Below are 20,332 nucleotides of genomic sequence, written 5' to 3' on the forward strand. Positions count from 1 at the left end.
CAGCCTGGAGGCGCGGTGCGGGCCCGCCACGGGCCTCCCGGCCGTCGTCCCGCCGGTCGCAACACCCCGCTCACCTTCGCCGAGGGGTCACGAACTGTCGGGTGGCGGCACCGCAGCCGACAGTTCGTGACCACTCGACGCGCGGCAGGCGGGATGTCCTGACCACCCGGCCCGCGCTCTGGACGCGACCGACAGCGGCCTGGAGGCGCGGTGCGGGGCCGCCACGGGCCTCCCGGCCGTCGTCCCGCCGGTCGCAACACCCCGCTCACCTCCGCGCGCTGGTCACGACGCGTCGCCTGGCGGCACCGCAGCCGACAGTTCGTGACCACTCGACGCGCTGCAGGCGGGGTGTCCCGACCACGCGGCGGCCGGGCCGTCAGCGTGTCGCCAGGTGCCGCACAGACGTTCCATGACCACGCGCCGCTACGGTGATGGCGTGTTCGGACGCCGCCGCTCCCCCAGTCCCCGCCCCGACGACGCTCCCGGTCTCGGCATCGGGGCCCTCGTGCAGGTCATCGACACCGATCGGGGTGGCGAGCAGTGGGCCGACGAGCCGATCGGGGTGATCGTGGCTCCCGGCGGGAGTCAGATCGACGGGACACAGCGCACGTGGACCGTCGCCTTCGATGAGCCCGCGTACACGAAGGACGGCCGCGGCCCCTTCGAGCGCGCGACCGTCCTGAGTCGTCAGCTGGTGCCGGTCACGACCGACAGCGGCGAGTAGTCCGGGTCCGGACTCAGTACTCCTCGGAGCCGCTCTTCATCATGGCCGCGACGGCCATGCAGCACCCCACGCCACCGAGGACGCCGACGCCGATGATGATCCCTGCGATGAGTTCGAGCATGGGTGGTGACTCCTTGGTTGCGTCGGCGTGTGGCTCCGCTCAGGTTACCGGATGCCGCGCATGAGCCGCAGCACCGGCTTGGCCAGGAGCAGCAGGACCACGCCCACCACGACGGCGACCAGGCCGAGGATCGTGAAGTACGGAGCCTCGTCCGCCGGGTCGTAGTAGCGGGACAGCACCCCGGTGACGGCGGTGCCGAGCGACACCGACAGGAAGAACAGCGCGACCATCTGCGTCTGGAACTTCGGCGGCGCGAGCTTCGTGGCGACGGACTGGCCGACCGGGGAGAGCAGCAGCTCGGCGAGCGTGAAGACCAACAGGATGCCGACGAGCGCGAGCAGCGGCGTGCCGTTCTCGCCCGAGCCGGTGAACGGCAGGAAGAGCAGGAACGCGAGCCCCATGATCCCGGTGCCGAGGGCGAACTTCGTCGGGGTGGACGGCTGGCGGTCGCCGAGCTTGGTCCACAGTGCCGCGAAGACACCGGACAGCACGATGATGAAGACCGGGTTGATCGACTGCACCCACGACACCGGCATCTCCCAGCCGAACAGCGATCGGTCGAGGCGTTCGTCGGAGTAGACCGTCACGACGGTGAACTGCTGCTGGTAGAGCGACCAGAACACGGCACTGCCGATGAACAGCGGGATGAACGCGAAGACCCGCGACCGCTCGTCACGGGTGATGCCGCTCGACAGGATGACGACGAAGTAGCCGATGGTGGCCAGCACGACGACCGCCACCACGACGGTGGGCAGGTTGCCGACGTTGAGCAGGCCGGTCAGCACGGCGACGACGATGACGACGAGCGCGACGACGACGCCGGCTCCGATGAGCGGCAGACGCCGGCGGTCGACGGGGTTCGCCACGTGGCGGACGACCTCGGGCAGCTTCTTCCGCCGGATCGCGTACTGCACCAGGCCCGCGGCCATGCCGACGGCGGCCAGGCCGAAGCCCCAGTGGAAGCCGAGCGAGCTCTGCAGCAGCCCGGTGAGCAGCGGTCCGAAGAACGCCCCGAGGTTCACGCCGAGGTAGTAGAGCGAGAAGCCGGCGTCGCGGCGCGGGTCCTCGCGGCTGTAGAGGCCGCCGACGATCGTGGTGGCGGTGGCCTTGAGCCCGCCGGAGCCGAGCGCGATGAGCACGAGGCCGACCCCGACCCCGGCCACCCCGGGGATGAGCGCGAGGGCGATGTGCCCGAGCATCACGACGATCGCGCTGCCGAACAGGGTCCGGTCCGCACCGATCAGCCGGTCGGCGATCCACGCCCCGATGATCGTGAACAGGTAGACCGCGCCGCCGTAGGCACCCATGATGCCGGTGGCGATGCCCTTGTCGATCCCCAGGCCGCCCTGCGTGACCGTGTAGTACATGTAGATGAGGACGATGCCCTGCATCCCGTAGAACGAGAACCGCTCCCAGAGCTCCACGGCGAACGGTGTGGAGAGCTCGAACGGTTGCCCGAAGAAGGTGCGTCCGGGACGGCCTTCGCGGTCCGCGGGGGTGGTACGTGACATGGCGGCCAGTCTGCCCCTGGCGGGGTGGGCACGCCCAATCGTCGAACCCCGCTCATGTCTTTGGAGGGTTCCCACGACCTCGTGACGGCACGGGCGACACGGGGTTGTGCGGCCCGCACGGCGTTCCCGCGACTGTCGGCACCGGTGTCTAGCGTGGACGGTGCAACACGGACACCGCAGTTCAGGAGGACTCCGCCCATGGTCGACACCGCACCCGCCCAGCGCACCACCCCCGCCAGTGGCAGCGACACCGCGCCGGACGTCGACGCGAAGAACGCCGCGCAGCACGCCGCGCCGAACGCCGACGCCGCCGGCGACCCGGCAGCGGGCACCCCGACCGCCGGGACGGACACCGACGTCCGCATCGACGTCGAGTTGGTGCAGGAGCTCCTGCTCGGACGCTGGGCCGAGGACCGCCGGATCTCCCGGCGTCTCGCGCTCGACCCCGCGATGCAGAAGATCGAGGGTCAGCCGATCCCCGAGCACCGGGCACGCGTGCTCGAGCAGCTCCGGACCCTGGTCGACGCCGGGGCGATCCAGCGCCCCTACCCCGCCGAGTTCGGCGGCCAGAGCAACCACGGCGGCAACCTGGCCGCGTTCGAGGAGCTCGTCACCGCCGACCCGTCGATGCAGATCAAGGCCGGCGTGCAGTGGGGACTGTTCGGGTCCGCCGTGCACCACCTGGGCACCGAGGCCAACCACCGCGAGTTCCTGCCGGGCATCGTCTCGTTCGCGGTCCCCGGCTGCTTCGCGATGACCGAGACCGGCCACGGCTCGGACGTGCAGAGCATCGCCACGACGGCGACGTACGACCCCGCGACCGAGGAGTTCGAGATCCACACGCCGTTCCGCGGTGCGTGGAAGGACTACATCGGCAACGCTGCCCTGCACGGGCACGCCGCCGTCGTGTTCGCGAAGCTCGTGACCGCCGGTGTCGACCACGGCGTGCACGCGTTCTACGTCCCGCTCCGCGACGCCGAGGGGGCGTTCCTGCCCGGCGTGAGCGGTGAGGACGACGGCCCCAAGGGCGGCCTGAACGGCATCGACAACGGCCGGCTCGCGTTCGACCACGTCCGGGTCCCCCGTACGAACCTGCTGAACCGCTACGGCGACGTCGCCGCGGACGGCACCTACTCGTCACCGATCGCCTCGCCCGGCCGCCGGTTCTTCACGATGCTCGGCACCCTGGTGCAGGGCCGGGTGTCGCTCGACGGCGCCGCGGTCGTCGCCCAGAAGATCGCGCTGCAGATCGCCCTGACCTACGCGATGCAGCGCCGGCAGTTCCCCACCGGTGACGGCACCGAGGGCGTGCTGCTCGACTACGGCCGGCACCAGCGCCGTCTCATCCCGCGCCTGGCGACGGTGTTCGCACAGTCGTTCGCGCACGAGAAGCTCCTGCGCACTTTTGACGACGTCTTCAGCGGGCGCGAGGACACCCCGGAACGCCGGGAGGACCTGGAGACCCAGGCCGCGGCGTTCAAGTCGATGTCGACGTGGTCGGCGCTCGACACCCTGCAGGAGGCCCGCGAGGCCTGCGGCGGTGCCGGGTTCCTCGCTGAGAACCGTCTGACCGGGCTCCGCGCCGACCTGGACGTCTACGTGACGTTCGAGGGCGACAACACCGTGCTGCTGCAGCTCGTCGGCAAGCGCCTGCTCACCGAGTTCCGTGCGAAGGCACCGAAGGACCCGGCGTCCACCGCGAAGTTCGTGGCGGCCGTCGCGGCGTCGAAGCTGGCCGACGCGTCCGGCATCCGCCGCCTCGGCCAGACCGTGGCCGACCGCGGGTCCCTGGCCGCCAGCGTCGCCGACCTGCAGGACCCCCGCACGCAGCGCGAGCTGCTCGCCGGTCGGGTCGACACGATGGTCGCCGAGATCGGCATGCGCCTGGCGTCGGCCGGCAAGGACCGCGCCCGCGCCGCCCGACTGCTGAACCGCTCGCAGCACGAGCTCATCGAGGCGTCGAAGGCGCACGCCGAGCTCATGCAGTGGGACGCCTTCACCGAGGCGCTCGACGAGGTCACCGAGGGCGACACCCGACGCGTGCTCGTCTGGCTGCGCGACCTGTTCGCGCTCGGCCTGCTCGAGCAGCACCTGGACTGGTACCTGCTGCACGGCCGGCTGTCGGCGCAGCGTGCCCGTGCGGTGTCGGCGTACATCGACCGGCTCGTCGCCCGGGTCCGCCCCATCGTGCCGCAGCTGATCGAGACTTTCGGGTACGAGCCCGGTCACGTCCGGGCGCCGATCGCGCTCGGTGCCGAGCAGGCCCGACAGGACGAGGCACGCGCCTGGTTCGCCGCCGAGGCCGCCGCCGGCCGCCTGCCCGAACAGGAGAAGAAGCCCCGTCCGTGACGGACGTGCAGCCCCGACCGTGATCGACACGCGGCCGCGCCCGTGACGGGCGTGGCCGTGTCGGCCGCTAGGAGTCGGACTGTTCCGGCGGAGTCGGGCCGTCCGCGGCAGCCCCGCCGCGAGCCCCGAGCGCCGCGCGCAGCTGCGCCTCGGCATCGTCACCGGCAGCGGCGGCCTCGGCGTTCGCCTCGGCGACCGCACGCACGACCTCTTCGCGCTGGATCTTCACGCCGCGCGGTGCGTCGATGCCGATCCGGACGCCGTCGCCCCGGGAGTCGAGCACCGTGATGACGATGTCGTCGCCGACGAGGATCCGCTCGCCGACCTTCCGCGTGAGTACCAGCACCCGTTCAGCCTAGCGACACGACGGGGAGCCCCAGCAGGTCCACCGACCCGGGCGTGGCGGTCTCCCCCGCGCCGATCGCCACGACGCCGACCACGGGCAGCCGCGAGGCCACCGCGGACACCATCGCGGCCGAGTCCGCCGGCTTCCGCCCGACGTCGACCACGACCCACACCTGGTCGGCCTGCAGCGCGTCGCCGGTCGCCCGGTCGTCCCACGCGGCGACGGCGAGCACGGCGTGCCCGTCGCGGACCCCGTCGGCCCGCGCCAGGATCGCCGCACGGCGGTCGGCGGCGTCCGTCGGCCGGAGTGCGTGCCGCACCGCGAAGAGCCCGGCGGCCGCGTCGACGTCGTTCGGCCGCCCGACCAGGAGCACCAGGTCACCGTCCGCGGACCGCACGGCCGGGGCGGTGGACCGGACCACCGCTGCCGGCGAGGGCGCGTCGAGGACGCGGGACGGGCCTCCCGACCGGGTCTCGACGACCGGCTGCGCGACGGCCTCCGCCTGCGCGTCGACCACCGGCTGCGCGTCGACGGCGGCCTGGAGGCGCGGGTCGACCCCGGTGGGCACGTCCGGCTCGGACGGCGCGCGCGTCGGGCGCGGGGCGCTCGGTGTGATCCCGTCCGCCTGGAACCCGTCGAGCACCGACGCGAAGGCGTCGGCCCGCGTCGTCGCCGTGCCGTCGGTGCCGGCAATGCGTGCCTCGGCCGCCTCGGCGTCGGCGAGCAGCGCGGCGATGCCGACGCGCTGCACGGGCGAGTCGGCGATGACGACCCGGGCGGTGGGCTGGTCCCCCGGTTCCGGCACCTCGACGGTGGCCTCGACGTGCGCCTTGCGGAACAGCCCGCCGAAACCCGGCGTGGTCACGCGTTCGGCCGCGACGATCCGCGCACCCGCGCCGAACTCGGTCCGGACCGCGTCGCGGACCGACTCGAGCGTGGCGCCGCTACGCTGCAATCGGGTCGGCGGCACGGACCACTCCCACGGTCTCGATGATGGAGCCCGCGGCGGTGGCCTCCTGGTACGACAGCACCGGGAGCCCGTTCGACTGGGCGGCGACCATGCGGTGCACGGCCGGGCGGAGCTGCGGGGCGCAGACCAGGACGGCCGAGAGCCCCTGGTCCTCCACGGAGCGCACGGCGTCGCGGACGGAGCCCAGGACCTGCTCGATGCGGTGCGCGTCGAGCACGATCTGGCTGCCCTGCTCGGACGGCCGGAGCCCCTCGAGCATCGACTGCTCGAGCATCGGGTCGATCATGATGACGCGCAGGGTGCCGGCGTCGGTGTGCCGGGCGGCGAGGGCCGGGCCGAGGGCCGCACGGGCGGACTCGACGAGCCCCTCGGGGTCGGTCGACACCTTGGCGCGGAGCGTGAGGGCCTCGCAGATCCGGCCGAGGTCGTTGATCGGCACGCGCTCGGCGAGCAGGCCCTGCAGCACCCGCTGCAGCTCGGCCATCGAGAGCATGCCGGGGACGAGCTCCTCGACCGCGGCGGGGTTGACCTGCTTGACGCCCTCGGTCAGGACCTTGACGTCCTCGCGGGTGAGCAGGCGCGCGGCGTTGTCGCCGATGACCGCCTGCAGGTGGGTGACGAGCACGGAGACCCGGTCGATCACGGTCGCGCCGGTCATCTCGGCGGCGTGGCGCAGTTCGGCGGGCACCCACTTGCCGGTCAGGCCGAAGACCGGCTCGACGGTCGAGGTGCCGGGCAGGCCGTCCAGGTGGTCGCCGAGTGCCAGGACGCTGCGGGCGGGCGCGGTGCCCCGACCGGCTTCGACGCCGGCGATGCGGATGGCGTACGTCGACGGCGGCAGGTCGATCGAGTCGCGGGTGCGGACCGGCGGGACGACGATCCCCATGTCGATCGCGATCTTGCGGCGGAGGGCACGCACCCGGCCGAGCAGGTCGTCGGAGGCGCCGGACACCATGTCGACCAGGTCGGGGGCGAGCAGGATCTCGAGGGCGTGCACGCGCATCTGCTCGAGCAGGTCCTCCGGGGTGTCGCCGGTCGGCGCCGCGGCCGCGAGTGCCTGCTGCTGGGCGGCGTCGGCCTCGGCCCGGGCGGCGTTCCGGCCGATGCGCCAGCCCGTGAAGAGCAGGGTCGCGCCGACGAGCAGGAACGGCAGGATCGGCATGCCGGGGATGAAGCCCATCGCGATCGCGGCGACACCGGCGATCATCAGGGCGTTCCGCGACTGCGACAGCTGGGTCGCGGCCGAGGAACCCATCTCGGACTCCGCGCCGGACCGGGTGACGATCATGCCCGTCGAGACCGCCATGAGCAGCGCCGGGATCTGCGTGACCAGGCCGTCACCGATCGTCAGGATGCCGTACTTCGACAGGGCGTCGGTGACGGACAGTCCGTTCTGCAGCATGCCGATCGCGATGCCGCCGATCAGGTTGATGATGATGATCAGGATGCCGGCGATCGCGTCACCCTTGACGAACTTCGACGCACCGTCCATCGCGCCGTAGAAGTCGGCCTCGGCGGACACCGCGGCGCGGCGCTCCTTGGCTTCCTGGTCGGTGATCAGCCCGGCGTTCAGGTCGGCGTCGATCGCCATCTGCTTGCCCGGCATCGCGTCGAGGGTGAAGCGTGCCCCGACCTCGGCGACGCGCTCGGCACCCTTCGTCACCACGACGAACTGGATGACGATGAGGATGAGGAAGATGACCGCGCCGATGATGATCGACCCGGAGACGGCGACGTGGCCGAACGCCTGGATGACGTCACCGGCGAAGCCCTCGCCGAGCACCAGCCGGGTGGACGCCACGTTGAGGCCGAGTCGGAACAGCGTCGCGACGAGCAGCAGGGACGGGAACACCGAGAAGTCGAGCGGCTTCTTCACGAACAGCGTCGTGAGCAGGATCACCAGCGCCAGCAGGATGTTGATGATGATCAGGAAGTCGAGCAGGAACGACGGCACCGGCAGGATCAGCAGCAGGATGATGCCGACGATGAACACCGGGACGACGAGCTTCGGCAGGTCCTTGCGGTTCATGCGGGGAGTCCTTCGGTCTGGTTCTCTGCGGTGCGCGGTACGCGGAGCTTGCGGGGGCGGAGGTCACCGATCAGGGTGGCGGGGTCGATGACGCTCGCGACCTCGTCCGGGGTGGTCGGCCGCGGCGGCGCGTGCGTGCCGGCCGCGGTGCCACGGGCCTTGAGCGCCATCACGAAGGACAGGACGCGGGCCACCGGTGTGTACAGGTCGACGGGGATCTCGTGCCCGAGCTCGCACGCGGCGTGCAGCGCCCGGGTGAGCGGGACGTCGCGGACGATCGGCACGCGCTCTTCCTCGGCACGGGCGCGGATGACGTCGGCGACCGGACCGGCCCCCTTCGCCACCACCCGGGGTGCCGACTTGCCCGGCTCGTACTTGATCGCGACGGCGTAGTGGGTCGGGTTCGTCATCACGACGTCCGCGGTGCCGATGGCCTGGATCATCCGGTTGCGGCTCATCGCGAGCTGGCGGGAGCGGCGCTGCGACTTCACCAGCGGGTCGCCGTCGCTCCGCTTGTTCTCGTCCTTGACCTCGCGCTTGGTCATCATCGTGCGCTTCCGGTTGCGGCGGATCACCACGAACACGTCGAGGGCTGCGAGGACGAGTCCGGCGACGATCGCGGCGCGCAGCAGGGTGCCCGACCCGGCGGCGGCGGCCTCGAGCACGGCCGACAGCGGCAGCGACCCGCTCGTCATCAGGACCGGCATGAGCCCCTGCACCGCGAACCACAGGACGAGCCCGACGACGGCGGTCTTGAGCAGCGCCTTCGCGCCGTTCCAGAGCGCCTGGGTGCCGAACACGCGCTTCAGTCCGGCGACGGGATCGAAGTGGTCGGGCTGCGGCGTCATCTTGCGGAAGTGCACCCCGCCCTGGGTGACGGCGGCGGCGAGCACCGCGACCGCGACGACCGCGAGCATCGGGCCGAGGGTCGCACCCATCGAACCGAGGGCGTCGGCGAGCAGGGCCTGCACGGCACCGAGCTCGGGGTCCTCGATGACGCGCTGCACGGCGAGGAGCTGGTCCTGCCCCGCAGCTGCGGCGTTGCCGATCGCGGCCGGGATCATGAGCGCCGCGACGGCGATCCCGATCCACGCGCCGAGGTCCTGCGAGCGGCCGATCTGGCCCTTCTCGTGGACCTCGCGCATCCGCTGCTGGGTTGCCTGTTCGGAACGTTCTCCGCTGTCGGACACGTCGTCACCCCCGTCCCGTGATCGCCTCGACGGCATCGCCGGTCAGCGACGACACCACCGAGGGCAGGGCCATGAAGAGCGCGCCGGCGAACAGGACGGTCAGGCCGATCTTGATCGGGAAGCCCATCTGGAACGCGTTGAGCGCCGGTGCCACGCGGGTCAGCAGCCCGAGGCCGACGTCGGCCAGGAACAGCACGACGACGAGCGGGCCGGCGATCTGCAGGGTGGCGAGGAACATCTGCGACATCGCGGTCACGAGCATCGACGCGAGCCCGTCCACCGCGAAGGTGCCGGTGAGCGGCACGGCGTCGAACGACCGCACCAGACCGCCGACGATGAGCTGGTAGCCGCCCGAGGTGAAGAGCAGCGCGAGCGCGGTCATCTGGAACAGGCGGGTGAACTGGGCGCCGTTGACCTGGGACTGCGGGTCGAACGCCTGCGCGAGCGTGAACCCGCCGAACAGGTCGATGAGCGCACCCGCCGACTGCACGGCGGCGAACACCAGGAACACCAGGAACCCGAGGGACAGCCCGACGACGAGCTGGGTGAGCAGGGCGAGCAGGAACGGCCCCGTGTCGAGCGACTCGTAACCGACGGCGACGCGCGGGGCGACGCCGATGGCGAGCCCCAGCCCGAGGATCACCTTGACGGTGCCGGGGAACGCCCGGTATGAGAACGGCGGCGCGATGACGAAGAACGCGACGAGCCGGACGCCGGCGAGCATGGTCGCCTCCAGACGGTCGGCGTCGATGCTGAGCTCCATCAACCGGCCCCGAGCAGCTTCGGGATCATGTCGAAGGCGACGTGCGTGAACGCGATCATCTCCGAGATCATCCAGTTGCCGCAGACCACCAGGGCGATCGCGACGGCGACGGCCTTCGGCACGAACGAGAGCGTGACCTCCTGGATCTGCGTCACCGACTGGAACAGCGAGATCGCGAAGCCGACGACGAGCGAGGTGACGAGCACCGGGGCGGCGAGCTTGCCGGACACCAGGAGCGCCTGGAGCACGAGGTCGATGACGGCCTGCTGGTTCATGCGTGCCCCCTAGACAACGTGGTAGCTCTCGATGAGCGACGTGATGATGAGGCCCCAGCCGTCGACCAGCACGAAGAGCAGGATCTTGAACGGCAGCGAGATCATGACCGGCGGGAGCATCATCATGCCCATCGACATCAGGGCCGCGGAGACGACGAGGTCGATCACCAGGAACGGGATGAAGATGACGAACCCGATGATGAACGCGCTGCGGAGCTCCGAGATGATGAACGCCGGGATCACCGTCGTCATCGGCACGTCCGCCATCGACTTCGGGTTGTCGAGCCCGGCGGCGCGGGTGATCAGGGCGACGTCCTCGTCGCGGGTCTGGTGGAGCATGAAGGTCCGCAGGGGCTTCGTGCCGATCTCGACGGCCTGGTTGAAGTCGAGGTGCCCGGCCAGGTAGGGCTGCAGGGCGTCGTCGTTGATGTGCCCGAGCACCGGTGCCATCACGAACAGCGACAGGAACAGCGCCAGTCCGGCGATCACCTGGTTCGGCGGGATGGACTGCAGCCCGAGCGCGTTCCGGGTCATCGCGAGCACGACGAAGATCTTCGTGAACGACGTCATCATGAGCATCAGCGCGGGCGCGACGCTCAGCAGCGTGATGCCGATGAGCGTCACCACGGCCGACGACGGGGTGCCGTCCGGACCGTTCACGCTGACGCTGAAGTCACCGGTCGCGGGGGCGGTCGGGGTCGCCGGGGCGGTGGGTTCGACGACACCGGCGGCGTGCGCACCGGTCGTCGTGAGCATCAGGAACCCGGCCACGACCGCCAGGCCGAGCAGGACGAGGGCGACGAGTCGACCCGACCGTGCCAGCCGGTGCGGCCCTGCCGCGGTCACCCGGCCCGCCGGTTCCGCAGCGCGGCGGCGGCCTGGCGCCAGGTGTCGACCGACAGGATCGAGCCCTGCAGCTGCTGCGCGCTCGGCACGGCGCGCTGCGGGCGACGGTTGCGCGGGCGCATCGGCAGCGGCGCGACGGCGCTGGTCGCGTCGGTCGCGCGGGTCACGTCCTCCGTGCCTGCCGGGAGGCCCGTGGTGGCGTCCGACTGCTGCGCGAGTTCCCGACCGAACGCGTCGGCCGACGGGGCGGGACGCACGGGCAGCGCCACCGGTCCGGTCACGATGGTGAGTTCCGGCGCGGGCGCCTGCCCGCTGGTGAGCAGGTTGACCCCGTGCTCGGACACGCCGAGCACGAGCCGCTCCCCCTCGACGTCGACCACGACGACGCTCGCCTTGCCACCGATGCCCTGTCGACCGACGACCTCGACGGTCGCCGCACGACGGCCCGACGGCTTGCCCGAGAAGCGCTTGCGGCTCGCGCGGTGCAGCACCCACATGAGGGCGAGCACGACGCCGAGCGAGAGCGCGACGCGGAGGGTGACGACGAGGGTGTCCACGTGCGGGTCAGACCGTCTCGGCGACGTCGAGGATGCGGGTGATCCGGACCGCGTAGTCCTGGTCGACGACGACGACCTCGCCGTGCGCGATGAGGCGGCCGTTCAGCAGGACGTCGGCGGGGGCACCGGCGCTGCGGTCGAGCTCGACGACGGCGCCGGGCTCCATGCCGAGCACGTCGCGGACCGACATCCGGGTGCGGCCGATCTCGACCGTCAGGGTCATCTCGACGTTGTTGATCCGGCCGAGGTTGCCGGCGGGCAGGTTCGCCACGACGGGCGCCGACACCGTGCCGTTCTCGCGGATCCGGATGCCGAACCACCCGGCGGGCAGGCCACCGGCGGCCAGTTCGAACACGACGGTGTCGGGGTCGGTCAGCAGCGACGCGGCCGACTCGCGGTTCGCCTCGCCGAGCACCCCGACGCCGAGGACCCCGGCCCCGGCCTCGAGCGACGGACGCAGGACGTCCGTGACGGCCACGATGCCGTGGTCGGTGCCTCCGGCGGCCGTGATCGACTCGAGGTCGGTGAGCACGAGCGCCAGGTCGGCCGACAGGCCGCCGACGAACGAGGCGACCACGGCGTCCGTCGCCGCGTCGAGCACGACCGGTGTCGCGCCTCCAGGCAGGAGCACCGCGGTCAAGGGGGCGGCCGTCGGGAGCTGCGCCGCGAGCGACTCGGCCGCTGCGGTGTGGAGGGTGGTCGTTTCGGTCATCAGTGCTGCTCCGTGCTCGTGGTGGTGACGACGATGCCGGCGAGGCGCGAGCCGTTCGCGCCGACCGCGGCGGTGCCGACGGGTTCGCCGTCGACCGCGATGGTGAGGGGCCGGTGCTGCGGGTGCGGCAGCGGCAGGACGTCGCCGACGGCGAGCCGCAGGACCTGCGTCGGCAGGACCGCGGCCGGGGCGAAGCGCAGGCTGACGCCCACGGGCACGCTCTCGAGCTGCGCGTCCAGCAGGGCTCGGGCGTCGGCGGGCGACACGTGTGCGGCGGCCTCGCCGAGCTGCGGCAGGACGGCCTCGGCCGGCAGGGCCAGCGTGCCGGGGGCGATGCGGTCGCCGACCCGGATCGAGAACGAGGCGACGATCATCAGGTCGCCCTTCTGCGCGGCCTGGGCGAACTGGCTGTTGAACTGGAACCCGCCGACCGTGACGTCCTGCGCGAGCAGCCCGCCGAACGAGTAGCGGAGGTCGTCGAGGGCGTCCTCGACGATCTTGCGGACCAGGGCCTGCTCGATGGGCGTGAAGGTGCGGTCCGGGGTCGGCAGCGGCTTCGAGGCGCCCAGCGCGTGCGACACCCACGTCAGCGCGGCGTCGAGCGGGACCTGCAGCACGGCCTTCGGGGTCAGGCCGGTGATCGGCAGCAGCACCATGCCGGTGAGCGCGGGCAGCGACGCGGCGTACTCGTCGTACGTCGTCATCTCCACCTGCTCGCAGGTGACCTGGCTGACCGCGCGGACCTTCGCCGTCAGCTGCGTGCCCCACTGGCGGGCGAACGTCTCGAAGGCGAGCTCGAGGACCCGGGCGTGCTCACGGGCCAGCGTCGACGGGCGCGCGAAGTCGTACACCTCGGGCGCTGGCAGGGTCTCGGTCACGGGTGCGTCTATCGGTCACCTGTGGGGCCCCCGTCAGTGCTGTACCCCGTAGTGGGGCGGTGTCTCAGCCCTGCTGCGCTCCGTCCTGTGCCTTCGCCAGCGCCGGCATGAGGGCGCTGACGTCCTGGTCGGCGTTCGACAGGACCACGATGTCGACCCGGCGGTTCAGCGCGAGGTCCTGCTCGGTGCCGCCCTTCGCCAGCGGTCGGCTCGACCCGAACCCGACGCTCTGCACGTGGTCGCCGGGCATCCCGCCCCGCTCGACCAGGTCGCGCAGGACCCCGGTCGCCCGCGCCGCGCTGAGCTCCCAGTTGGTGGCGTACGGCGCGGTCGAGTTCCGCTGGTCGGCGTGGCCCTCGACGCTGACGTCGTGTTCGGAGGTCTTCAGCACCGGCGCGATGGCGTCCATGATCGACCGCGCCTGGTCCGACAGGTCCGCGCTGTTCGTGCCGAAGTACGTCTCGCTGCCGATCAACCGGACGATCAGGCCGCGGGCGTCCACGGTGAACTGGACGTTCTCGGTCTGGCCCGCCTTCGCCAGGTTGCGCTGGATCGCACGCTCGAGCTTCGTCAGGTCGTCGAGCTCGCGCTTCGCCTCGGCGAGGTCCTGCTTGCTCGCCGTGGTCGGCACCACCGTCGACGCGGGGTCGACGTTGGTGTCCTTCGTGCCCGACGACGCGGTCGAGTGGTCCGCCTGGGACTTGTCCGTCGAGTAGCCGGAGCCGTCCTCGACCTGGTCCTTCGTCACGACGGTGCCGCTCGCGGTGTCGATCTTCTGCGAGTCGACCTCGCCGAAGCCGGTGGCGAGCGACTGCTTCAGCTGGATGTACTTCTCCTGGTCGACGGTGGACATCGCGAAGAGCACGAGGAACATGCACATCAGCACCGTGATCATGTCCATGTACGACGCCATCCAGCGCTCGTCGGGGTGCTCGGCCTCGTCGTGGGACTTCTTCGCGCGACCGCGGCCGCGGCCCCGGGGGTTGGCGCTCACGGTCAGGCCGCCAGCTGCTGGTCGTCGGCCGCGTCGGCCTTCTTGCCGGCCTTGCCGCCCTTGCCGCCCGTGTCGGCGCGGGCGGCGGGCGGGACCATGGCCTTCAGCCGCTCACCGAGCAGACGGGGCTGGCTGCCGGCCTGCACCGCGAGCAGCCCCTCCATCAGGAGCGTCTGGCGGTCCGACTCGAGCTGGGCGAGCTTGCGGAGCTTGCCGCCGATCGGCAGCCACATGAAGTTCGCGGTCAGCAGGCCCCACAGGGTGGCGACGAACGCACTGGCGATCAGCGGTCCGAGCTCGTCGGGCTTGCCGAGGTTCGCGAGCACGTGGGTCAGCGAGACCACGGTGCCGATGATGCCGACGGTCGGGGCGAAGCCGCCGAGGCCCATGAAGAACGCGCTCGCGCTCCGGGTCGGGGCCGCGTTCGACTCGATCTCGTCCTCGAGCAGGATCCGCAGCTCGTCACCGTCGGTGCCGTCCGCGATGTTCTGCAGCGCCTTCTTCATGAACGGGTCGTCGTGCTTGTCGGCCTCCTGCTCGAGGGCGAGCAGGCCGTTGGCGCGGGCGGTCTCGGCGAGCCCGACGACATCGTCGATGACCGACGCCGGCGGGGTGACCTTGCCGGTGAACGCCTTCGGCACGGCCTTGAAGCTGGCGATCGCGTCCTTCAGCGTGGTGCTGGCGATGCCGCAGCCGATGGTGGCACCGAACACGAGCAGCATCGGGGCGGGCAGGAAGAGTCCACCGAGCTCGACGTGCTCCATCTGGACCATGCCGAACAGGGCGCCGAAGGCGAGCAGGATGCCGACGATCGTTGCGATGTCCACGTCAGCGACCCCCGTCCAGCGCGCGACCGTGCTGCGTGGAGCGGAGCGCGGCGACCGGGGCGAGCGTCGGCTGCGGGCCGGTGTTCGTGCGGGGGGCCTGGTCGGTTCCGTAGGCCATGCCGACGATGCGTGCGCGGTACGCGGCGATCAGGTCGATGACGTCGGCCATCGACTCCCGCACGATGTACTTCGCGCCGTCGACCATGATGAGCGTCGTGTCCGGCGTCTCCTGGATGCGCTCCACGAGATCGGGGTTCACAGCGAATCCGCTGCCGTTCAGTCGTGTGACGACGATCATGGCCCGTCCTGGTTCTCGATCGTCCCGCCGCCGTCCGTGGGGCGGGATGCGGGCCCGTCCGTGGGCCTGCACGGAGGACTATCGGCGGGCGCGCCGGGTGCGTTAGCGACGCGTTCGCGCCGTCTCAGCTGATCCCCAGGAAATCGCTGCATCCGATCGGGGTGCTCCGGCGGTAGTGGGGGTACGACGTCGAGGACGACGTCGTCCGCACCGGCCCGGACAGGCCCGAAGGAGACACGTCATGCGCAAGACACTCGCCACCGGCCTCAGCGCCGGTGTCCTGTTCGCCGCCGCTGCGGCCGTACTGCCCGCGACCGCTGCGACCGCCGCCACCGGCGAGGCGACGCTCTCGGTCCTCCATGCCGTCCCCGACGTCACCGTCGACGTGTACCTCGACGGCGAACGGGCCATCGACGACTTCACCCCGGGCACCCTCGCCGGCCCGATGATGGTGCCGGCCGGTGCACACCAGCTCGCGATCACCGCCTCGGACGCCACCGACGCGTCGAAGCCGATCATCGGCCCGGCGGACGTCTCGTTCGACGCCGGCGGCAACTACACCGCCGTCGCCCACGACGCCACGGACGGGTCGCCGACCGCCACGGTGTTCACCAACGACACCTCGGCCGTCGCGGCCGGCCAGGGACGCCTGGTCGTCCGGCATGTCGCCGCCGCACCGGCTGTCGACGTCCTCGCTGGCGGCAAGGCCGTCGTGTCGAACCTGTCGAACCCCGACGAGCAGGCACTCGAACTGCCGGCCGGCACCGTGTCTGCAACCGTCGCCGCCACCGGGACCACCGACCCCGTGATCGGCCCGGCGGACGTCGCGGTCACCGCGGGCTCGTCGACCATCGTCTACGCCTGGGGCAGCCTGGACGACGACAACCTCGCCCTCGCCACGCAGACGATCGCGGACCTCGGTGGCACGCCGAACGGCGTCCCCGCCGGGAACGCCGGTCTCGTGGCCACGAACGACCAGGACCCCCTGCCCCTGGTCGGCGCAGCGGCGGCCGCACTGGCCGCCGCTGCCGCGATCGGGGCCGTGGTGCTCCGCCGCCGGCACGCAGCGACCCGCCGCTGAACGTGCCACGCCCCGTGCGGTCCGCCACGGTGACGCTCGTCGTCGCCGTGGCGGCCGCCGCCCTGACCGGGTGCTCGTCGGCCGGGACCACCCCCGGCGGGCAGCCGTCCGTCCTGCCGACCACCACCCCCACACCGGTCCCGTCGGCGTTCTCGACCGAGGTCCCGCAGCAGGCCGCCACGATCCCCCCGGTCCGGGACGCCCCCGCCCCCACCACCATCACGGTCGACCACGCCGGCATCAGTGCGCCGGTCCGCCCCGAGGGGGTCGACGAGGACGGCGCGATGGCGCTGCCGCCCGACCCGGCGACCGCAGGCTGGTACCGGTTCGGTGCCGCACCGTCGTCCACCGAGGGCACCGTCGTCATCGCGGCCCACGTCGACGCGGTCGGCTACGGCATCGGCCCGTTCTCACGCCTCGGCGACGCCCCGACCGGCACCCGGGTCACCCTGACCGACGCGGACGGTGCCGAGACCGCGTGGCGCATCGACTCCGTCAGCATGCTCGAGAAGCAGGGACTCCCCTGGGGCGAGGTGTTCCGTGACGACGGACCACGACGGCTCGTCCTGGTGACCTGCGGTGGGACGTTCGACGCAGCCACCGGACACTACGAGAGCAACCTCGTCGTCACCGCGGTCCCGGCCTGACCGTGGCGACGATCCGCCCCCTACGATCGGATCGTGGTCGACGACGACCGCGCCAGCGACAGGAAGACGTGACGACCATCCTCCCGGACGACAGCGAGCTCTCGGACGCGTTCCGCGCCGGGGGCGAGCACGCCCTGCGAGCCGTCTACGAACGGTGGTCGTCGCTCGTGTACTCGCTGGCCCTGCGCGCCCTGGCCGACCAGGCCGCCGCGGAGGACGTCACGCAGCAGGTCTTCGTGAAGGCCTGGCAGCGCAGCACGAGCTACGACCCGACGCGTGCCCCGCTCGGCGCGTGGCTGGTCGGCATCACCCGGAACTGCATCGCCGACGCGCAGAACGAGCGTCGACGGCACGCCAGCGCCGCCGACCCGGACGTGGTCGAGGAGACCACCCCGGCGCCGGAACCGGCCTTCGACCTGGCCGAGCGCGCACTCGTCGCCGGCGAGCTCGAGCGGCTCGACGAGGTCCCACGACGCGTGATGCGGCTGGCGTTCTACGAGGACCTCAGCCATCGTGAGATCGCCGAACGGCTCGAACTGCCGCTGGGCACCGTCAAGAGCCACATCCACCGAAGTCTGGCTCGGCTCCGAACACGTCTGGAGGTGATCGAATGAAGCACGTCGACGACGAGACGCTGGCGATGCTCGCGGTCTCCGACCAGGTCGCCGCGGACGACGTCGCCGAGCACCTGGCGTCCTGCGACCGGTGCCGCGACGAGGTGGCCGCACTGCAGCGCGTCGCCGCGGTGACCCGTGCGTCCGAGGACATCACGCTGGCCGCGCCCCCGGAGCACGTGTGGGACCGGATCGCGGCCGAGATCGCCCGGACGCCACAACAGGCTGCGGCGCCGCCGACCCGAGCCGGACGAGCGGACGAACGCGCGTCCGTCGCCAGGCCGTCCGACGCGCAGCACCACGCCGTGGCCCGCCGACCCCGACCCCGTCGTCGCCGAGCCCTCGCCAACGCGATCGCCGGCGTCGGTGTCCTCGCCGTCGTCCTCGGCATCGGTGTGGCGTCGGGGGTCGTCCCCGGACTCCCCCGCGGCGACACCGAGACCGTCCTGGCGAACACCGAGCTCGCAGCGCTGCCCGGTTGGTCGGGGACGACCGGCCGTGCCGAACTCGAACGTGACCGGGACGGCCGGGTGACCCTGCTCGTCGACCTGCACGGAGAGCGCGGTCGCTCCGACACCGGTCCGCTGCGCGAGGTCTGGATGATGCGGTCGGACCTCGGCGGACTGGTGAGCGTCGGCTACCTCGACGGCGACCAGGGCCGCTTCACGGTGCCCGACGGCATCGACACCGCGGAGTTCCCGGTCGTGGACGTCTCGGCCGAGGCCGACGACGGTGATCCGGCGCACTCCGGCGACTCGATCGTCCGGGGCACCCTGACCGATCCCTGAGCAGTTTCGTCCCCCGAAATTCCCAACTGTGACGTATTCGAGACCTCAGGACGCGCGACGGGTGTCGATCTTCCACCGCTTTATCTCATGACCGTGTTAGCGTGGCGCGCATGACCGACACCACCACCGTCGTCTCGCCGGCATCTCCGGCGACCGCAGCACCCCTCCGTGAGGTCGGCGCATTGATCCGGGGCGCCCGCAAGGGCCGCAGCATGACGCAGGCCCAGCTCGCCGAACGCGTCGGCACCAGCCAGAGCGCGATCAACCGCATCGAGCAGGGCGGGCAGAACCTGTCCCTCGAGATGCTCACCCGCATCAGCGACGCCCTCGACCAGCAGATCGTCTCGATCGGCGGCGCCCCGCAGCGTGCCCACCTGCGCGTGCAGGGCGGCCGGAAGCTCAGCGGCTCCATCGCGGTGAACTCGAGCAAGAACGCCGCCGTGGCACTGCTCTGCGCCTCGCTGCTCAACCGCGGCGTGACCCGGCTGCACAAGGTCGCCCGGATCGTCGAGGTCGACCGCATCATCGACGTGCTCCGCAGCCTCGGTGCGAGCGTCACCTGGTCGGAGGACGGCGAGACCCTCGAGATCGTCGCCCCCGACGACCTGCACCTCGACGCGATCGACGCCGACGCCGCCCGCCGCACCCGCAGCGTGCTCATGTTCCTCGGCCCGCTCAGCGGCCGGTACGAGTCCTTCCGCCTGCCCTACGCCGGCGGCTGCGACCTGGGCACCCGCACGGTCGAGCCGCACCTCATCGCGCTCCGTCCGTTCGGCGTGGACGTCGAGGCGACCTCCGGTTGGTACGAGGTCGACGTCGCGAACCAGGCCGTCCCCACCAAGTCGGTCGTGCTCACCGAGCGCGGTGACACCGTGACCGAGAACGCGATCCTGGCCGCCGCGGCCCGCGACGGCGAGACCGTCATCCGGAACGCCAGCCCCAACTACATGGTGCAGGACCTCTGCTTCTTCCTCGAGCTGCTCGGGGTGCAGATCGAGGGCATCGGCACCACCACGCTCCGCATCACCGGCAAGAGCCGCATCGACGAGGTCGTGGACTACTGGCCGAGCGAGGACCCGGTCGAGGCGATGAGCCTGCTGACCGCCGGCATCGTCACCGCGTCGACCCTCACCGTGACGCGTGCGCCGATCGAGTTCCTCGAGATCGAGCTCGCGACCCTGGCCGAGATGGGCCTGCGCTTCGACGTCACCGAGGAGTACGCCGCCGCCAACGGCCGCACCCGCCTCGTCGACATCACGGTGTACCCGTCCGAACTGCACGCGCCGATCGACAAGATCCACGCGATGCCGTTCCCCGGCCTGAACATCGACAACCTGCCGTTCTTCGTCGTCATCGCGGCCATGGCCGAGGGCACCACGCTCGTGCACGACTGGGTCTACGAGGGCCGGGCGATCCACCTGCTCGACCTCACCCGCCTCGGCGCGAGCGTCACCCTGCGCGACCCGCACCGCCTTGACGTCACCGGCCCGACGCACTTCTCCGGTGCCGAGATCAGCTGCCCGCCGGCGCTGCGGCCCGCCGTGGTGATCCTGTTGGCGATGCTCGCGGCGAAGGGCGAGAGCGTCCTGCGCAACGTCGGCATCATCGCCCGTGGCTACGAGCAGCTGCAGGAGCGCCTGAACTCGCTCGGCGCGTCCATCGAGACGTTCCACGACTGACTCGACGCCCCACCCGCGCGACCTGACGGCCCGTCCCCGCAAGTGGGGACGGGCCGTCACCCGTCTGACGGGCTCCCCACGGGCCTCCAGGCCGATGCCCAGCAGTGCTCCATGCGCCGCCCAGGCCGACCGT

21 protein-coding genes are annotated in these 20,332 nt (G+C 71.7%); 7 read left to right on the plus strand and 14 right to left on the minus strand.

Annotated elements, in window-relative coordinates; all coding sequences use genetic code 11:
* The first annotated feature begins 409 nt into the window (after positions 1–409).
* Positions 410–724, plus strand: a complete 315-nt coding sequence (locus DEI98_RS14950) for a hypothetical protein (RefSeq protein ID WP_111101169.1) — start codon at positions 410–412, stop codon at positions 722–724.
* 165 nt (positions 725–889) lie between these two features.
* Here DEI98_RS14950 and DEI98_RS14955 read toward each other — a convergent pair whose 3' ends face one another.
* Positions 890–2,356 (minus strand): peptide MFS transporter, encoded by a 1,467-nt coding sequence (locus tag DEI98_RS14955; protein ID WP_111110866.1) that lies wholly within the window; start codon positions 2,354–2,356, stop codon positions 890–892.
* Positions 2,357–2,554: 198 nt separating this feature from the next.
* Between DEI98_RS14955 and DEI98_RS14960 the strand changes: the two genes are divergently transcribed.
* The gene (locus DEI98_RS14960; RefSeq protein ID WP_111101170.1) at positions 2,555–4,705 is read left to right on the plus strand and encodes an acyl-CoA dehydrogenase; all 2,151 of its coding nucleotides are present in this window, start codon (positions 2,555–2,557) and stop codon (positions 4,703–4,705) included.
* A 67-nt stretch (positions 4,706–4,772) separates the two neighbouring features.
* On the opposite strand, the gene csrA is transcribed toward DEI98_RS14960, so the two are convergent.
* The 13 genes from csrA to DEI98_RS15025 all read right to left on the minus strand — a co-directional run bounded on the left by csrA (position 4,773) and on the right by DEI98_RS15025 (position 15,390).
* Positions 4,773–5,051: a carbon storage regulator CsrA gene (csrA, locus tag DEI98_RS14965; protein ID WP_111101171.1), complete on the minus strand. Its 279-nt coding sequence runs from the start codon at positions 5,049–5,051 to the stop codon at positions 4,773–4,775.
* A gap of 4 nt (positions 5,052–5,055) precedes the next feature.
* On the minus strand, positions 5,056–6,021 hold the full coding sequence (locus DEI98_RS14970; protein WP_111101172.1) for a hypothetical protein: 966 nt from the start codon (positions 6,019–6,021) through the stop codon (positions 5,056–5,058).
* Positions 5,996–8,050 carry a flagellar biosynthesis protein FlhA gene (locus DEI98_RS14975; protein WP_111101173.1) on the minus strand — a complete coding sequence of 685 codons (2,055 nt, stop codon included), beginning with the start codon at positions 8,048–8,050 and terminating at the stop codon, positions 5,996–5,998. Before DEI98_RS14975 ends, DEI98_RS14970 begins: the two co-directional genes overlap by 26 nt.
* Positions 8,047–9,240, minus strand: coding sequence for a flagellar biosynthesis protein FlhB (locus DEI98_RS14980; RefSeq protein WP_111101174.1), 1,194 nt, complete (start codon positions 9,238–9,240; stop codon positions 8,047–8,049). The genes DEI98_RS14975 and DEI98_RS14980 overlap by 4 nt, the downstream gene beginning before the upstream one ends.
* Positions 9,241–9,244: 4 nt before the next feature.
* Positions 9,245–10,003 (minus strand): flagellar biosynthetic protein FliR, encoded by a 759-nt coding sequence (locus DEI98_RS14985; protein ID WP_071403902.1) that lies wholly within the window; start codon positions 10,001–10,003, stop codon positions 9,245–9,247.
* Complete coding sequence (locus tag DEI98_RS14990; protein ID WP_017887433.1) at positions 10,003–10,278, minus strand: flagellar biosynthetic protein FliQ; 276 nt, start codon at positions 10,276–10,278, stop codon at positions 10,003–10,005. Before DEI98_RS14990 ends, DEI98_RS14985 begins: the two co-directional genes overlap by 1 nt.
* A gap of 9 nt (positions 10,279–10,287) precedes the next feature.
* Entirely contained in the window at positions 10,288–11,124 is an 837-nt protein-coding gene (gene fliP / locus DEI98_RS14995) for a flagellar type III secretion system pore protein FliP (protein WP_027465540.1), read from the minus strand.
* The gene (locus DEI98_RS15000; protein ID WP_111101175.1) at positions 11,121–11,681 is read right to left on the minus strand and encodes a flagellar biosynthetic protein FliO; all 561 of its coding nucleotides are present in this window, start codon (positions 11,679–11,681) and stop codon (positions 11,121–11,123) included. Before DEI98_RS15000 ends, fliP begins: the two co-directional genes overlap by 4 nt.
* Positions 11,682–11,688: 7 nt before the next feature.
* Positions 11,689–12,393 (minus strand): flagellar motor switch protein FliN, encoded by a 705-nt coding sequence (gene fliN / locus DEI98_RS15005; protein WP_111101176.1) that lies wholly within the window; start codon positions 12,391–12,393, stop codon positions 11,689–11,691.
* On the minus strand, positions 12,393–13,271 hold the full coding sequence (locus DEI98_RS15010) for a flagellar motor switch protein FliM (protein ID WP_111101177.1): 879 nt from the start codon (positions 13,269–13,271) through the stop codon (positions 12,393–12,395). Before DEI98_RS15010 ends, fliN begins: the two co-directional genes overlap by 1 nt.
* Before the next feature lie 64 nt (positions 13,272–13,335).
* Entirely contained in the window at positions 13,336–14,265 is a 930-nt protein-coding gene (locus DEI98_RS15015) for a flagellar motor protein MotB (protein WP_111101178.1), read from the minus strand.
* A gap of 2 nt (positions 14,266–14,267) precedes the next feature.
* Positions 14,268–15,092, minus strand: a complete 825-nt coding sequence (locus DEI98_RS15020) for a motility protein A (protein ID WP_111039553.1) — start codon at positions 15,090–15,092, stop codon at positions 14,268–14,270.
* Position 15,093: 1 nt separating this feature from the next.
* Complete coding sequence (locus DEI98_RS15025; protein WP_027465534.1) at positions 15,094–15,390, minus strand: flagellar FlbD family protein; 297 nt, start codon at positions 15,388–15,390, stop codon at positions 15,094–15,096.
* Between the two features lie 241 nt (positions 15,391–15,631).
* On the opposite strand from DEI98_RS15025, the gene DEI98_RS15030 reads away from it, so the two are divergent.
* The 5 genes from DEI98_RS15030 (at position 15,632) to DEI98_RS15050 (ending at position 20,199) form a co-directional block, all read left to right on the plus strand.
* On the plus strand, positions 15,632–16,471 hold the full coding sequence (locus DEI98_RS15030; protein WP_071403907.1) for a DUF4397 domain-containing protein: 840 nt from the start codon (positions 15,632–15,634) through the stop codon (positions 16,469–16,471).
* Positions 16,472–16,485: 14 nt separating this feature from the next.
* Positions 16,486–17,118 (plus strand): class F sortase, encoded by a 633-nt coding sequence (locus DEI98_RS15035; RefSeq protein ID WP_111101179.1) that lies wholly within the window; start codon positions 16,486–16,488, stop codon positions 17,116–17,118.
* Between the two features lie 68 nt (positions 17,119–17,186).
* Positions 17,187–17,732: an RNA polymerase sigma factor gene (locus tag DEI98_RS15040; RefSeq protein WP_111101180.1), complete on the plus strand. Its 546-nt coding sequence runs from the start codon at positions 17,187–17,189 to the stop codon at positions 17,730–17,732.
* Positions 17,729–18,520, plus strand: coding sequence for an anti-sigma factor domain-containing protein (locus tag DEI98_RS15045; protein WP_111101181.1), 792 nt, complete (start codon positions 17,729–17,731; stop codon positions 18,518–18,520). The genes DEI98_RS15040 and DEI98_RS15045 overlap by 4 nt, the downstream gene beginning before the upstream one ends.
* A 110-nt stretch (positions 18,521–18,630) precedes the next feature.
* Positions 18,631–20,199, plus strand: a complete 1,569-nt coding sequence (locus DEI98_RS15050) for a UDP-N-acetylglucosamine 1-carboxyvinyltransferase (RefSeq protein ID WP_181431587.1) — start codon at positions 18,631–18,633, stop codon at positions 20,197–20,199.
* The last annotated feature ends 133 nt before the right edge of the window (positions 20,200–20,332 follow it).

The sequence above is a fragment of the Curtobacterium sp. MCLR17_034 genome (assembly GCF_003234485.1).
In the GTDB taxonomy this organism is placed as follows: domain Bacteria; phylum Actinomycetota; class Actinomycetes; order Actinomycetales; family Microbacteriaceae; genus Curtobacterium; species Curtobacterium flaccumfaciens.

What these genes read in the sequence shown, in the direction of transcription:
- DEI98_RS14950 (WP_111101169.1), top strand. Translation starts at nt 410, where the DNA reads ATGACCACGCGCCGCTACGGTGATGGCGTGTTCGGACGCCGCCGCTCC.
- DEI98_RS14955 (WP_111110866.1), bottom strand. Translation starts at nt 2,356, where the DNA reads ATGTCACGTACCACCCCCGCGGACCGCGAAGGCCGTCCCGGACGCACC.
- DEI98_RS14960 (WP_111101170.1), top strand. Translation starts at nt 2,555, where the DNA reads ATGGTCGACACCGCACCCGCCCAGCGCACCACCCCCGCCAGTGGCAGC.
- DEI98_RS14975 (WP_111101173.1), bottom strand. Translation starts at nt 8,050, where the DNA reads ATGAACCGCAAGGACCTGCCGAAGCTCGTCGTCCCGGTGTTCATCGTC.
- DEI98_RS14985 (WP_071403902.1), bottom strand. Translation starts at nt 10,003, where the DNA reads ATGGAGCTCAGCATCGACGCCGACCGTCTGGAGGCGACCATGCTCGCC.
- DEI98_RS14990 (WP_017887433.1), bottom strand. Translation starts at nt 10,278, where the DNA reads ATGAACCAGCAGGCCGTCATCGACCTCGTGCTCCAGGCGCTCCTGGTG.
- fliN (WP_111101176.1), bottom strand. Translation starts at nt 12,393, where the DNA reads ATGACCGAAACGACCACCCTCCACACCGCAGCGGCCGAGTCGCTCGCG.
- DEI98_RS15025 (WP_027465534.1), bottom strand. Translation starts at nt 15,390, where the DNA reads ATGATCGTCGTCACACGACTGAACGGCAGCGGATTCGCTGTGAACCCC.
- DEI98_RS15030 (WP_071403907.1), top strand. Translation starts at nt 15,632, where the DNA reads ATGCGCAAGACACTCGCCACCGGCCTCAGCGCCGGTGTCCTGTTCGCC.
- DEI98_RS15045 (WP_111101181.1), top strand. Translation starts at nt 17,729, where the DNA reads ATGAAGCACGTCGACGACGAGACGCTGGCGATGCTCGCGGTCTCCGAC.
- DEI98_RS15050 (WP_181431587.1), top strand. Translation starts at nt 18,631, where the DNA reads ATGACCGACACCACCACCGTCGTCTCGCCGGCATCTCCGGCGACCGCA.